This is a genomic window from Bifidobacterium simiiventris (assembly GCF_019331715.1).
In the GTDB taxonomy this organism is placed as follows: domain Bacteria; phylum Actinomycetota; class Actinomycetes; order Actinomycetales; family Bifidobacteriaceae; genus Bifidobacterium; species Bifidobacterium simiiventris.
This window is the reverse complement of record NZ_JAHBBG010000006.1, coordinates 68915-82248: the sequence shown is the minus strand read 5'-3', so window position 1 is coordinate 82248 and position 13334 is coordinate 68915. Positions and strand designations below refer to the sequence as shown.

The 13334-nt window shown below is 61.1% G+C and carries 14 protein-coding genes and 1 tRNA gene; 11 read left to right on the top strand and 4 right to left on the bottom strand.

The annotated features are described in order from the left end of the window. Positions 1–3 precede the first annotated feature (3 nt). From KIH76_RS07425 to KIH76_RS07410, 4 genes are all read left to right on the top strand, one after another. Positions 4–678 carry an ABC transporter ATP-binding protein gene (locus KIH76_RS07425; protein ID WP_219070051.1) on the top strand — a complete coding sequence of 225 codons (675 nt, stop codon included), beginning with the start codon at positions 4–6 and terminating at the stop codon, positions 676–678. 97 nt (positions 679–775) lie between these two features. Beyond that, on the top strand, positions 776–1150 hold the full coding sequence (locus KIH76_RS07420) for a hypothetical protein (RefSeq protein ID WP_169171424.1): 375 nt from the start codon (positions 776–778) through the stop codon (positions 1148–1150). Positions 1151–1396: 246 nt separating this feature from the next. Continuing rightward, on the top strand, positions 1397–2530 hold the full coding sequence (locus KIH76_RS07415) for a glycosyltransferase family 2 protein (protein ID WP_169171423.1): 1134 nt from the start codon (positions 1397–1399) through the stop codon (positions 2528–2530). Further along, positions 2527–4233 (top strand): glycosyltransferase family 39 protein, encoded by a 1707-nt coding sequence (locus tag KIH76_RS07410; RefSeq protein WP_169171422.1) that lies wholly within the window; start codon positions 2527–2529, stop codon positions 4231–4233. Before KIH76_RS07415 ends, KIH76_RS07410 begins: the two co-directional genes overlap by 4 nt. Before the next feature lie 160 nt (positions 4234–4393). Here the strand turns inward: KIH76_RS07410 and KIH76_RS07405 are convergent, their stop codons facing one another. Continuing rightward, entirely contained in the window at positions 4394–4825 is a 432-nt protein-coding gene (locus KIH76_RS07405; RefSeq protein ID WP_169171421.1) for a hypothetical protein, read from the bottom strand. 255 nt (positions 4826–5080) lie between these two features. On the opposite strand from KIH76_RS07405, the gene KIH76_RS07400 reads away from it, so the two are divergent. From KIH76_RS07400 to KIH76_RS07370, 7 genes are all read left to right on the top strand, one after another. Continuing rightward, positions 5081–5476, top strand: coding sequence for a MobC family plasmid mobilization relaxosome protein (locus KIH76_RS07400; RefSeq protein ID WP_169171420.1), 396 nt, complete (start codon positions 5081–5083; stop codon positions 5474–5476). Then, positions 5473–6891: a relaxase/mobilization nuclease domain-containing protein gene (locus KIH76_RS07395; protein WP_219070049.1), complete on the top strand. Its 1419-nt coding sequence runs from the start codon at positions 5473–5475 to the stop codon at positions 6889–6891. The genes KIH76_RS07400 and KIH76_RS07395 overlap by 4 nt, the downstream gene beginning before the upstream one ends. Positions 6892–6920: 29 nt before the next feature. After that, positions 6921–7838 (top strand): DUF3801 domain-containing protein, encoded by a 918-nt coding sequence (locus KIH76_RS07390; protein WP_169171418.1) that lies wholly within the window; start codon positions 6921–6923, stop codon positions 7836–7838. 11 nt (positions 7839–7849) lie between these two features. Continuing rightward, positions 7850–8173: a hypothetical protein gene (locus KIH76_RS07385; RefSeq protein ID WP_169171417.1), complete on the top strand. Its 324-nt coding sequence runs from the start codon at positions 7850–7852 to the stop codon at positions 8171–8173. Next, a complete protein-coding gene (locus KIH76_RS07380; RefSeq protein WP_169171416.1) occupies positions 8170–8580 on the top strand; it encodes a hypothetical protein in 411 nt (136 codons plus the stop codon). The genes KIH76_RS07385 and KIH76_RS07380 overlap by 4 nt, the downstream gene beginning before the upstream one ends. Continuing rightward, complete coding sequence (locus KIH76_RS07375) at positions 8577–10250, top strand: VirD4-like conjugal transfer protein, CD1115 family (protein WP_169171415.1); 1674 nt, start codon at positions 8577–8579, stop codon at positions 10248–10250. The genes KIH76_RS07380 and KIH76_RS07375 overlap by 4 nt, the downstream gene beginning before the upstream one ends. Positions 10251–10403: 153 nt before the next feature. Then, positions 10404–10476: transfer RNA gene (locus KIH76_RS07370), tRNA-Lys, on the top strand. Positions 10477–10658: 182 nt separating this feature from the next. Here KIH76_RS07370 and KIH76_RS07365 read toward each other — a convergent pair. The 3 genes from KIH76_RS07365 to KIH76_RS07355 all read right to left on the bottom strand — a co-directional run bounded on the left by KIH76_RS07365 (position 10659) and on the right by KIH76_RS07355 (position 13323). Then, positions 10659–11474 carry a hypothetical protein gene (locus tag KIH76_RS07365; RefSeq protein ID WP_169171414.1) on the bottom strand — a complete coding sequence of 272 codons (816 nt, stop codon included), beginning with the start codon at positions 11472–11474 and terminating at the stop codon, positions 10659–10661. Between the two features lie 264 nt (positions 11475–11738). After that, positions 11739–12746: a hypothetical protein gene (locus tag KIH76_RS07360; RefSeq protein ID WP_169171413.1), complete on the bottom strand. Its 1008-nt coding sequence runs from the start codon at positions 12744–12746 to the stop codon at positions 11739–11741. A 31-nt stretch (positions 12747–12777) separates the two neighbouring features. Continuing rightward, positions 12778–13323 (bottom strand): hypothetical protein, encoded by a 546-nt coding sequence (locus KIH76_RS07355; protein ID WP_169171412.1) that lies wholly within the window; start codon positions 13321–13323, stop codon positions 12778–12780. Between the last annotated feature and the right edge of the window lie 11 nt (positions 13324–13334).

Here is a 13334-nt window from a genome sequence, read left to right as displayed (position 1 = left end):
ACCATGCCACAGACGACCATAGACGCCAGAAACCTGACCAAACGATACACGGACGGGCAAACGCAGCTCCTCGCCGTGCACGACGTATCCCTGCACGCCTCGGCCGGGGAGTCGATCGCCATCATGGGACCGTCCGGATGCGGCAAATCCACCCTGCTGCGCATGATCGGACTGTCCATGAAACCCACCTCCGGCTCCCTGCTCCTGCAAGGACACCCGGCCCCGGAAAACGACAAGGACCGGTCCGCATGGCGCAACCGCATATTCGGCTTCATCCCGCAGGACTACGCAATCCTCGAAGACGAGCCCGCATGGGCCAATGTCGCCATCCCCATGGAATACGCGAAACCCAAGATCAAGCGCGCCGAACGCAAGCAACGCGCCACGGCCGCGCTGGAACAAGTCGGGCTCGCCGGCAAGGCGCGACGCATGCCCAAGCAACTGTCCGGCGGCGAACGGCAACGCATCGCCATCGCCAGGGCGACCGTGATGCACCCGGCCATCATCATCGCCGACGAACCCACCGCAGCACTCGACACGCACACCGCCGACACCATCATGACCATGCTCCTCGCGCAATGCAGGCAAGGCGCCACGCTTATCCTCGCCACGCACGACCCACGAGTCGCAGCCCAATGCGACACCACCCTCACCATGCGAGACGGCGCGTTCCTCTGAAGAAACGGCAACGTCATGTCATGCGTTTGCTTGACATGACGTTGCGATTGCGGAGCGTGCATGGATTCAATGAATGCCTGATCTGAAAGGATCTCCCATGAAGGATCTGCTTATCATCGATATGCTGCCCACATACGGGCTACTGTGCTGCCTGCTGGTTAGCATTTGCATCACGCTGGCGTTTCGCTGGCTTGCGAATGCGTGCGAAGACCGGCGAAGACTGCGTTTCGCCGTCATCGCGCTACTGGTTGGCTCGCTATCTGTTGCCCTGCTTACCGGCTGCGTGTACACCATCGCTATGCCATACGCACAACCGGACATGGTTGATTTCTACCGCACATACCGTCCCGCTGCGTTCGTGTTCCTCATGGGACTGTTCTGCGTGCAGTCCGTGTTCGGCGTCGCCGCCGTGCAAGCGCCCCTTAACCGGCATAATGCCGGAAAAGGACCCGATCATGCCCATCATTACTGATTATCTTGCCGGCATGACGATTCACATCGTCGCGGTCGAACCACGATGGCTTACAAAGAAAGCGTAAGAGCCAACGTTCGGAATATCCCTACGTCGTCCCCTATATCCTGGAACGGTGATTAGGGGCTGAATCAGGGGCGGTACAGGCATGTTCAGTGATTCGGTGAACGCACACTGGAATCGTATTGGACGTGGGTATATGGCGGGCGCAAGGCGGCGCCTCGCCGAGGGGAAGAAGGCATGATCATGGTCAATCAACAGCATTCACGGCAGTGTCGTACCGCGTATGCCTCTGAGACACGCGAATCTTGTACTGTGGTGGATTCCGCGGGCGGCGCATGTCCCGGACGGCAGGTCACGCTGTCTATCGTCGTGCCTTGCCATAACGAGGAGGAATGCCTGCCATTATTCCTGTCGTCCGCCGCGCAGGCTGTCCGCGAGATCACAGCGGGGTATCCCGGTACGACGGTCGAACTGGTGCTGGTCGACGACGGTTCCACGGACGGCACCGCGGCGCTGCTGCAGCGTGCGGCGGAAGGCGACGACGGGCACGCCGCCTTACCGTTTGCGATTCGTTGGCTGTCATTGTCTCGTAATTTCGGCAAGGAAGGCGCGCTGCTCGCCGGACTGGATGCCGCACAAGGTGATGTCGTGGCGGTGATGGACGCCGATCTGCAGGACCCGCCGTCATTGCTGCCGCGCATGTTCGCGATGCTGGCCGACGACCCGACGCTCGACTGCGTGGCGACGCGACGCACCACACGCGCGGGCGAGCCGCCGATCCGATCCCTGTGCGCGCATGCGTTTTATCGTCTGATGAACGCCATGTCGCCGGTCGCAGTGCCTGATGGCGCGCGCGACTACCGCATGATGCGACGCCGGGTCGTCGACGCATTGACGTCGCTGACCGAACGCAACCGGTTCTCCAAGGGACTGTACGCGTGGGTGGGATTCCACACGGCGTGGATCGACTATCCGAACACGCGCCGGGCCGCGGGCAAGTCCAGCTGGAACTTCTTCGCATTGGTTCGCTATGCGATCGAGGGACTGATTTCATGCTCCACCGTACCGCTGGCCGTGGCCTCGTACATCGGATTGCTATTGTGCGTCGTCGCGTTCGGCGCGACCTGTTTCATCGCGGTTCGCGCGGCCGTGTTCGGCGACCCGGTGGCTGGCTGGCCGTCGCTTGCGTGCATCATCACGTTCATCGGCGGATTGCAGCTGATGTGCCTGGGCATCATCGGCCGGTATCTGGCGAACACGTACCTCGAATCCAAACGCCGGCCGAACTACATCGTGCGCGACGGCAACATCAACGTCCGCGATGCCGACAATACCCGTTTCGGCCGTCCGGCGCATGACGGGGAGATACCGGCATGACCAAGATGAAGGATAAAGCCGTCGCTCCGAATGCCGAACGTGCCTGTGAAAGCACCGATGATGGACATGCCGGTTGGATCGTATCCGCCATCCGCAGCTCGATCCCCGCACTGGCCGCCTGCTGCGCACTGGCGACGACCGTGTTGAGCTGGCTGATGGGCCGCAACCAGTCATTGTGGTTCGACGAACAGTATTCGCTGATCCTGGCAGATCGGCCTGTGCGGAAGCTGGTCGCGCTCACCGCCGTCGATGCGCATCCGCCGCTGTACTATTTGCTGCTCAAGGAATGGATGCCCGTCGCCGGCGGCAATATCGCGCTGCTGCGACTGCCGAATTGCGTATGTCTTGGTCTTGCCGTGTTCGTGCTGATCATGCTGATGCGCGATTTGTTCGGCGACCATGCCGCTGCGGCGTGCATGCCGATGCTGGTGTGCGGCGGATTCATGCTGCGCTACGGCTATGAACTGCGCATGTACTCGCCGGCGATGCTGCTGACCGTGGCCGGCACGGCGATGCTGATGCGCGCGGCCGGGTTGATCGAGCCGTTCAACCGTCGGCATAGCGTTGCGGATGCGGGTGAGACCGACGGGCATGATGGTCGGCAGGGAGACCGTTGCCGGTCGCACGATCGCCGTCGCCGCATCGCATGGTGGTGCGCGTATGCCGTGACCGTCGCGCTCGGCATGCTGACGTTGTATCTGACCGCATTCGTATGGCTGACGCATGCGATCTGGCTCGCCGCGAGCTCATGGCGCATGCGCCGACTGTCCGCGTGGTGTTGGCTGCTCGCCTATGCCGCATCGGCTGTGCTGTTTTTACCGTGGATGCCGGCGCTGCTGGGTCAGCTCAGCGCAAGCTCCGTGCTGCCTCCGGTTCGCCGACGCGCGAACATGTCCGGCGTGGCCAACGCGGTCGACATCATGCTGCTCGGCATGACGGAAACGGAACTGCCGTCGATCGTCTCGCTGCTGGTCGCGGCCACAATGACATCGATCGCCGGCGTGCTCATTGCGGAACAACTGCTTCACGCGCGGTCCGACAACCAATCCCCGGCATCACAGCAGTTCACTGCAGCCGCACAACTAATCGTCATGTTGTTCGCCGTGCCGGCGGCGTCGCTGATGATCTGGTCCGCCGTCAAGGAACTGTTCAGCGGCGGATACGGCATGTTCTCCGTACGCTATCTGGGTGTAGTCGCGCCGTTCTTTTATGCCGCGCTCGCGCTGGCGTGCGTGATCGCCTATCGGCTACGTGGTCGCGCCGCAATGATCTTCTATGTTGCGATGATCGCGATGCTGGCCGCCGGAACGATCGTGTACGGCGTACGCGGCAACCATAGTTTCGACCGCAACGATACGCCCGGATCGGCCGCACTCAGCCAGCAGGTTGTCTGTTCTGCCGCGCAGCCGATCGTTGCGCAGGACGAGTACACGTACATCGACGCGTACTGGTACTACCGCGACTGCCCGTACTACTACTTCCTCGACACCGACGACGTCCCCACGCGAGGCGGATACGCGCCGCTGCACGGCTCCACCGCCCAGTTAAGAACCATCGGCGATCTCAATGCGGATCAATTCACCTTGTTGTCATGGTCGACGACCCGCCACTACGACAGGCTCCTCGGCGACGCGGCAGACCAATGGACGCAAAACAGCATCATTAAGCGCGATGCGAACGCGGCCGTCACCTACCATCGATGATCCCAACAGCAAATCAACGATTCGCAACATCTGCCGATTTGATTGACATCATGGCCGGCGATCACGGAACAGTATGACGTTGATGCACACGATAAGTCCATGCTGAACGAATGGCATAACAGTTGTCGCCAGTAGCTGATCCATCTAATTGTCATCGCCGTTAGCAATGCGATAAGTAGACATGCTGCGGTCGATCCGACAAATAGTCTATCTGCGTAGGCACTGGCCCAACGGAGGTAACGGACATGGAATCCAGTTGCGATGCTGAGCCAATCGAGGTCGCATTTGCTACGAGCGCCCGTGGTTCCGCGTCATCTACCGTCACATCGGCATCGGTCAACGGTTCAAACAATGCGCTGAGTTGCCGCTGCGTGAGTCCGAACTGTTCGCCGATCTCACGGCGCGATACCCCGTAGTCGCGGGTGTAGTCCTGCACGAGCGGTCGCACGGCGTCCAACGCTCTGGTGAAATCGGTGAGTGCATCGTACAGCGCCGCGGTACGATTCTCCCGTTCCTTGAGCTGAGCCCTGTATTCTTCAAGTGATTTGCGTACCCAGTCGGCGCGTTCCTTGCGACGGTTTCCGACGGCCATCCTCGCCTCCTTTGGCTGCGCGCTCGTGCCGCAACGTGATTATCCTTGCGCGACCATCAGCGCTGTAATGATGCGGTTCAATCGCCGGTGTCGGCGTTAGGAATCGAGGTTAGTCATGGCGTGTTCAGGTGGTGGTCCCGGATTGATTTTTGAGTCAGGTCGGGGAATAGCAAGCATTGCAACCGTACGCACGGTTGCGTGGATTCCCTGTAGAGCATCCGCTGCGGGACACCCGCGACCCGATAGGCGATGGCCATGAGCTGGCAGGACTCGCACCCCAATCGCTGTCGTCGCAAGACGGTCACGTTCACTCCCGACGAGTGGGCCGAGGCGAATCGTTTCTACCAGCGGGTGAAACGGTCTCGCGGCGGCGTACTGTCGTTTTCGGCCCATGCCCGCGCGCTGCTGATCGACGCGCATACGGTCATGGTCACGGTCGCATTGGATCCCGGCATGGTTCGCGCGGACATGGCGCGTATAGGCAACAACATCAACCAGATCGCCCATGTGGCGAACGCGACCGGGCTGATCACGAGCGGCGATATGACGCGCGTGCTGGACGGCCAGCGCGAGCTGACGGCGTTGCTACTGCGCATGTGCCGGGAGCGTGACGAAGCGGTGGAGGCGGCGCGATGGCGGTCGTCAACATGAGTCAGATCACCGTCACCCTGCACAAGGCAATCGCCTATATCGCCAATCCCGACAAGACCGAACATGGCGCTCTGGTCTCGGCGAACTTCAGCGACGATGCGACGAATCCCGCGGAGTTGGCGCGGCGCATGATGGCCACGGTCGAACAATCGGCCGGCGGGAATCGAGCCAACGGCGTGCTTGCGCATCATGTGATCCAATCGTTCAGCCCGGAGGACAGCCGACGCGTGACCGCGCGGGAATTGCATGAGTTGGGCATACGGTTCGCCGACGAGTTCACCGGCGGCGAATACCGGTACGTGATCGCCACGCACGTCGATCGCGGGCACACGCATAACCACATCATCATCTGCGCAGCCAGTGACGTGACATTCCATAAGATGCGAACCAAACCGGGAGCGACAATACGCAGACTGCGCGAGATCAGTGACCGGCTGTGCCGGGAATCCGGACTGAACGTGCTGCCCGAACCGAAACCGGCACGAGAGCGGCGCCGTCATGGCGTGAGCTTCGCGGAACTGTATGCGTCGGCGAAAGGCGACGCGGTCAAGGATCGGATTCGCGCCGCGATCGACACGGCCGCAGGCGCCTCCACCGATTTCGATTCGTTTGTGCGAGAGCTGAACAATGCCGGCGTGACTGTCGTCGTGCGTGGCCGGCACTTGACGTTTACGGACATGGCGAGCGGACTGCGGGTGCGCGACGTGAAACTGGGACGCGCCTACGACGAGCTGAACGTTATGGCCCGCATCGGCCGGCATACGGTCATGCCGATCAGCTTCAACCGACGGATGATCGCCGAACAAACCGACAACGCGGTACGCGTGTGGCTGCCCGGCACGAGACGACGACTGCTGATCACGATTCCGTTGACACGTATTGTGCGCGACGGGGACACGTATCGCGCGTACCTGCCGGCGGCATCGCAGCAGGTCGTCACGGGACGGCGAGGCCGTTACGCCAAGCAGGTGCGTGTGGAGGACCTGTACGGGTACTTCTCCCGTCCACCCACACGGCTGGAGCCCGCTGTGCATGAGCGGATGACGGTCGCGATCGGCAAATCGGATGCGCAGCGCCGCTGGTATGCGATGCAGGCGCGACGACTCGATGAGCTGAACCGGCTGGCGGACGAGTTGAATACGGCCGGCCGTCTTGCTGCCAGTGGTGCCGCGGTGGATGATGCGATCGCCGAAACGACGCGGCGCATCGAGGAGGAGCGGGAAGCGTTTCAGGCGGCGTTGGTCGCGGTCTGCGACACGGACGGCGGCGGGCCGCTGTCTGACGATGCCGTAGTCGAACTGCGGGAGCGTGAACGCAGACTCGACGAGTTGGCCCGCGAACTGGACACGTTGCGTCGCGTGCGTGCTCAGGCTCAGCATGTCAAGCAGCGGCGGCACATCCGCCAACCCGAATAGATGCGGTTCATATATGGAAAGGATCAACGATGATCGAGGAACGATTGGAAGACACTGGTCGGCAGATCGCTATGGGAGTCAGCCGTGCCGGTGGCGGTTTCGCGCTGCGGGTCGGAGAGAAGACCGCCGGCTGGTTTCTGCGATTGGGCGGGCGTGGCTTGTCGGCGATGCGCGGCGTGATACGGAGAGGCCGCGATACCGGGAGGATGAGCGAGAAACGGTTGCAGCGCCTGGCCGGCGGTGACGTTCACGCGGTCGAGTTGGAGCGGCATCAGGCGCGTGCGGTGGCGCGCAGCCTGCGCCGTGCGGGCGTGCGGTATTCGGTGGAGCGTGACGGCCAGTCAACGTGGATTCATTTCGAGGGACGTGATCTCGACCATGTGACGCACGCGGTGCGGAGGGCGCTGCAGGATGTCGGCTATGAACTGCGGATCGACGGCCGGCAGCCGGCCGAGCGGCGCGGAAGCGAGAACACTCAGCCGCAGCAGGCAACGGAACTGGACCGGGACGAACCGCAGGAGCCTGCGCCGGCGGAACCCGAGCGATCATCACCAACGCATCGCGATGCCGCTCAGTCGGAATCGCGTGTCCCGACCGCAACGGCCGAGCAGCGCGACGAGGCATCCCCGGAAGTCGCGGCGGAACAATCCACACAGCCGATACCGGACGATGGTCAACCGCCGCAATCCCCGGCCGTATCACCACTGACTGCACATGGCGAGACTGAGACCGTTGCCGATGAGACCAATCGCCGGACCGTGCCAGAACCTGCTCCGTCAGAGCCGCGTGCTCCGGTCTCGCCGAAACCTGCTGTGAGATGTGGAGAACGGAAAATCAGCCGGCGCGACACACTCGCGGAACTTCGCGCGCGGATCGAGCGCAAACTCGCGGGCAAGCCGGTGCGGCCGGTTGCAACGCGGAAACCCGACCGCTCTCGAACCAGATAGGAGTTTTCAGGATGGGAACGAAACGATACATGATCGTACGCGGCGAACTCCTCGCCGACCCGGTGTTCACGGTTTCCGACACGGGCGGCGAACTGGTGCGGCTGAGGATCGGCGTACGCATGCCGAACGGTTTGGCCGAGCCGGTGATCGCGCAGGGCGGCTCCGTGATGCCTGCGTATTGTCGGGAGCAGCGGTTGGAACAAGGCGACCTGATCGTGGCAAGCGGCTGGGCCGATGCCGGCAACACCTCCCATGACATCGCCAACGCCGAAGTTCGGGTGAACGCGGACATGATCGCCGCCTCCACGTCAATGAACTGGAAGGAGCCGGCATGATTGAGCGGAACATGCCGATGACGCTCACACGGCTTGACCGACTGTTGTGCGGAGATCGTGAGGCATCCAGCATTGAATGGCGCGGAACGAACATGCTCATCATCGACTATGCGGATAACTCTGTGGATAACTTTCGTGAGATAGCGTCTGGAACAGGAGGAACAGCGGCGGAGGACATAGGTGCCGGTTCGTCAAACGGTGGCCGTCGAATCTCCGTCACGCCACTCGCAGTCACAGAACCATTGCCGAATACGACGGAATCTCAGGCCGCATCCCAACCGAATCGGGATGCTGCACCGCTTACTCGTGAGATGGTGCTGGAATCACTAAGGCGGCGCACCAATGAGCGACTACAGCGCAAACAGTCGGAGCAGCGTGCGCGAATAACGGAAGGTACGGTGCGATGAAACGTTTCCCCGTAATCTGTCTGACGATATTGTCCGCCTGCCTGCTGTTCTATCTCGGCAATCGCGTGTGCCTGCAAGTGCGCGGCGACATGACGGCCGGCCTGCCCGCCAGCGAGATCATCGACCGGATATTCGTCGGGATAGCGGAGCGCCCGCTGTTTCTGTCCCTGCACCGAGCCGATCTTATTGCCGGACTGGGCGCGGTGATTGCGATAGGCCTGATCTGGCTATACCGATGGTCGATGCGCCGCGACCTGCGAGAGGGCGAGGAGCACGGTTCGGCCAAGTGGGGCACACCGGCCGATATCCGTCCGTTCCGGCAAGGCGGGCGACATGACCTGCTGATGACCGCGACGGAATCGTTGGGCATCGATGGGCGGGTGACACGACGCAACTTGAACGTGCTGGTAATTGGCTCGTCCGGTTCCGGCAAGACCAGACGGTATGTGCTGCCGAACCTGAGGCAGGCGAACATGTCGTATGCGATCACCGATCCCAAAGGCGAGATCCAGAACGCGGTCGGCGAGCTGCTGCGTGGCAAAGGCTATGCGATCCACTGTCTGAATCTTATCGACCTTGAACGCTCGGACCGGTTCAATCCGATGCGCTATCTCAACCCGTCCGACCCCGAGGCCGGCATTCTGCGCCTGACGGAAAACATCATCACGAACACGGCCGGCGACAACAGGCAGCCCGGCAACGGCGACGGGTTCTGGGAACGCGCCGAACGCAACCTGTTGAACGCGCTCATCGCATGGGTACGGTTCGCCGAGGACGAGCCGGACCTGAACCGGGTCACGGACATGCTCGATCAGATGGAAGCCAGCGAAGCGGACGAGACCATGCAATCCGACGTGGACCTCATGTTCGACGCGGCACGTGAACTCGTCGCCGAATACCACGCAGACCCCGGCCGACATGACGTCGAATCACGACAGACACTGGAGGGTTTGGACTTCGCCGCACGCCAGTACCGCAAATTCCAGCAGGGGGCGGGAGAGACGAAGAAGTCGATCATCATTTCGCTGGGCGTCAGGCTTGCCCCATTGCAGGTCGGCAGCGTGCGACGCATACTGTCCGGCGACGACATGCGACTGGACAAGATCGCATTGCGGCCGACCGCCGTGTTCCTCGCCCTGCCGGACACGGAGAACACATTCTCGTTCCTCGCGGCGATCCTTTACCAATGCCTGTTCGAGTCCAACGTGTACCAAGCCGATCATGCGGGCGGCGGCAGTCATCGTCTGCCGGTGCACTGCTTCCTTGACGAGTTCGCGAACGTCGGTCGCATCCCCAACTTCCAGCGGCTTATCGCCACCATTCGTAGCCGCAAAATCTCCTGCTCGGTCATCATCCAGAACTACGCGCAGGGCAAGGCCATGTACCGCGACGATTGGGAGACCATCGTCGGCAACTGCGACTCGATGCTGTTCCTCGGCGGCACCGAAACCAGCACGCTCGAATGGGTGTCCAAACGGCTTGGCTCGCAGACCATCGACGTCATGGATGACAGCGAAAGCAAGGGCATCAACGGTTCATACACAACGAGCTGGCGGCGCACCAAACGCGAGCTCCTGCAACCCGACGAGCTCGGCCTGCTGCCCACCGACGAGTGCATCTACATTCTGCGCGGCGTCCGTCCGTTCCGCAGCCGCAAGATACCGATGTGACTTGCCTCGGCGCAGCGTGACAAGCGGACGCGCCAGTAGTGTTTCTTTGTTTCTTTACATACATAAATACAGAAAAACTACTGGCCGGCACGGAGGTTATCCGCCACGCCGATTTTTGGATTGTCTGGCGGAGATGTGTATCTTAGTGCTGTTGCCCCTTTAGCTCAACGGTTAGAGCAGCATCCTTTTAAGTTGTGGGTTGTGGGTTCGAATCCCACAGGGGGCACAGTTCAACCCTTGGAAGCCAACGTTTCCAAGGGTTTTTCTGTTTCTGTACGACTACTGAAAGCAAGAATGCCGGCTCAAGGAGCCGGCATTCCGAAGTCACAGACGGGACTCACCCCGTCCAGGCATATTTAATCGTACCAGAAAAACTGTCTTGAAGAAACCTCTGAGCGGGTGGCTTTGTCACTTGGCAGAAAGGATCGTGTTCAATTCTCTGGCAGCGCGACGTAGCGCCGCCGTATCTATCCAGTTGTGGGTGAACGCGGGGTTGATTGAGTTCAACAGGGACATGGACGTACCGATGATTTTGTTGACATTGCGCGCTTCCTTGTACAGGTTGTCGTAATGCGCTTCGTTGTTTCGTACCCTACGGATGTACTGCAGCCCAAGAGAAGTTTTGATGCGTCCAGTTTCCCCATCAGACGCATAAGGAAAAGCATTCCGAGTGGCTGTCATCCACAACTCTTGCTGGTCCAAAGTCTTTTCGCTGGTTTCCGGGTTTCCTATCAGCTTGACCCAAGTGCCCCACATCAACTGGGAGAGCACGTCGTCATGGATGACTTCCGCATTAACACGGTGACTACCACGGCGTACTCGCTGACGAGCATCGGCTCGTGCACGATCATTGGCATCATGAAGTGTCCCTCGGATGAGTCTGTTGACCAGATCCGGGGCGTTGCCCGGAAGACACCAGTCCTGTGATCCTTTTTCCCGGAAGGATAGTTCGCGTAGTTGACGATCCAGTGTGTTGCGCACGGCAAGCTCCACATAGCCAAGCTGCGAATGGAGTATGCCGGCGAATCGTTGGTTCCACTGGCATAAGGCTATGGCAAGATCAACATCGTCGGCGGCATCATCAAGATATCGTCCAAAGCGAGCCTGGCCAAGCAGTGCCGCTACCTCATCGGCCCGATTGCGGCGCTCCAGATCTGTTCCTGAAGAGGTATGGCTGGAGCCATTACTACCTTGCGCATTATCTATTGCGTCGGGCCTGACCATATCTGACCTCCAGATTCGATGTGATGATAAATATCAAGGATAGCGTTACCTTCGGCGCCTCCTGCCATGTCCAGATATTGTGACGATCCGCTGGGCAAAGGTAAACCGTCGGCATATCGGGGATATGCCGACGGTCTGGATGGATTAACTTGCGTTGGCGTGGGGTCGGGAATGGCCGCTTGCGTTTGCATGAAACGTGACGGTTGGTGCCGGGTCGGGGACGTGGGGTTGCGTTCGCGTTTGCATGGGATCCCGCGTCTGCTGTCAGAGGCTGCCGTCCCGGTTGGGTAGGCGCTCTGTTTGCTGGCCGGGAACATTCCACGAGGGCGCCGGCTGCGGAGTGGGCGGCTGGTACTGCGGCTGCTGTGGCTGCGTCGGTTCCGTCGCCTGTTGCTGCGTGGACTGCTGTTGTGCGGACTGTCGTTCGCGTTCCTCTTGCTCGCGTTGGTTCCGCTGCCGTTCCGCTTCCTCAGCTTTTGCCTGCTGAGATTCGACCGTCGCGGCAAGGCCGGTGATCTGTTTTACGACCGCGATGGCATCGGCCAGGTTCTCCTCAGTGACGGTTTTGCCGCGCCATGTGTCGGCAAGCTGGTTGAGCCGTGCATGTTCGTCGGATTCCGGTGCCTTGCGCAGCTTGTCGGCTCGGCCGATCGCCTCGCCGAGGGTCTTGGACGTCTGACTGGTCGTGTCGTCTAGCGTCGTAGCGTATGAGGTTTCCAGCTGTTTGGTGAGCTCTTCCATGCGTTCGATGTCCTGATCGTCCATAGCCTGTTCAAGCTGGCTAGGGTCGATTCGATCGGCGATGGGACTGCGCCTGATGCGTTCGAGCAGCGCCTTTGCGACCGTCATTGCATCATGCAGAAGTTCTGCTTGCCTGCGTTCGTTGTCCGCTTGTGTCGGTTGTTGGATGGTCGGTGCGGCATGATTCGTCGCGGTGATGACGCGAACGCCCGCGATTACGCCGCCGACCAGCAGCAGCGCGGCCAATCCGACCGCCGCCGGTTTGACGGCGTTTTCCGGGAATCGTGGCGCGAACCGACCGCTGTCGGCATCGGGATGCCCGTCATCGTCCTCGTCATCGTTGCGGTCATGGCGTCCGGCCGGTCCGAGGTTCAGAGGTATGGCATCGGCGGCATTATGGGCGATGTTGGCCGTGGAGCCTTCGCATCGTCGCGGCGGAGCATCCATACCGAGGACTTGGGTCGCGCCCGGATCGTCGTCATCGATGGCGGGGAAGCTGGACGGGCCGAGATTGAACGGTACGTCGGTCATGATCTTGTTCCTTTCCGTGACGCGTGGCCGGTTACAGGGCGTCGGTGTCGGGAACGTAGGCGCGTTCCCTGTCGTGGCTGATGATCTTGCTGGCCTTGTAGCCGTCACGGTCGAAGTCCGCGTAGTAGACCTCCCAGATCACGCCGGACTCGGTCTCGACCACGCATGCGGCCGCGTCGTCGTTGATGGCGACCTTCACGTAGCCGTTGCCAAGCGAGCCGGCGTCGTCGTGGCGTATGCGTCCGGCCGGTATCTGCAGGCCTTCCGCATCCTCGGTGAACAGGTCGCTCAGGTTCCGGTCGCGGTCGTCCCGGTCGGAAACGTACGCCTGCACAGCGAGAGGTGCCATCAGCACGCACGCTTCGTCCGTGCGGTAGGCGTCGATCCTCCGCCCGTTGACCGTCGTGTCCGATTTCGGTTCGACCGTCCGGTTTTGATCGTTGCGTACGACGATTGGGTCGATCGTGTGCCGTGCGGGCATGAGCGTGCGCAGGCATGCCGCGCCAAGCAGGATGACGGGAATGAGCGTGACCGTGACGATGATGATCAGGTTGCGTTTGGGGTCTCGATTGTTCATGGATGCTCCTT

Bases quoted from the DNA above. Each gene is read 5' to 3' on its own strand.
- KIH76_RS07420 (WP_169171424.1), top strand. From the start codon at position 776: ATGAAGGATCTGCTTATCATCGATATGCTGCCCACATACGGGCTACTG.
- KIH76_RS07380 (WP_169171416.1), top strand. From the start codon at position 8,170: ATGATTGAGCGGAACATGCCGATGACGCTCACACGGCTTGACCGACTG.
- KIH76_RS07410 (WP_169171422.1), top strand. From the start codon at position 2,527: ATGACCAAGATGAAGGATAAAGCCGTCGCTCCGAATGCCGAACGTGCC.
- KIH76_RS07405 (WP_169171421.1), bottom strand. From the start codon at position 4,825: ATGGCCGTCGGAAACCGTCGCAAGGAACGCGCCGACTGGGTACGCAAA.
- KIH76_RS07385 (WP_169171417.1), top strand. From the start codon at position 7,850: ATGGGAACGAAACGATACATGATCGTACGCGGCGAACTCCTCGCCGAC.
- KIH76_RS07390 (WP_169171418.1), top strand. From the start codon at position 6,921: ATGATCGAGGAACGATTGGAAGACACTGGTCGGCAGATCGCTATGGGA.
- KIH76_RS07400 (WP_169171420.1), top strand. From the start codon at position 5,081: ATGAGCTGGCAGGACTCGCACCCCAATCGCTGTCGTCGCAAGACGGTC.
- KIH76_RS07375 (WP_169171415.1), top strand. From the start codon at position 8,577: ATGAAACGTTTCCCCGTAATCTGTCTGACGATATTGTCCGCCTGCCTG.
- KIH76_RS07425 (WP_219070051.1), top strand. From the start codon at position 4: ATGCCACAGACGACCATAGACGCCAGAAACCTGACCAAACGATACACG.
- KIH76_RS07360 (WP_169171413.1), bottom strand. From the start codon at position 12,746: ATGACCGACGTACCGTTCAATCTCGGCCCGTCCAGCTTCCCCGCCATC.
- KIH76_RS07355 (WP_169171412.1), bottom strand. From the start codon at position 13,323: ATGAACAATCGAGACCCCAAACGCAACCTGATCATCATCGTCACGGTC.
- KIH76_RS07365 (WP_169171414.1), bottom strand. From the start codon at position 11,474: ATGGTCAGGCCCGACGCAATAGATAATGCGCAAGGTAGTAATGGCTCC.
- KIH76_RS07415 (WP_169171423.1), top strand. From the start codon at position 1,397: ATGGTCAATCAACAGCATTCACGGCAGTGTCGTACCGCGTATGCCTCT.
- KIH76_RS07395 (WP_219070049.1), top strand. From the start codon at position 5,473: ATGAGTCAGATCACCGTCACCCTGCACAAGGCAATCGCCTATATCGCC.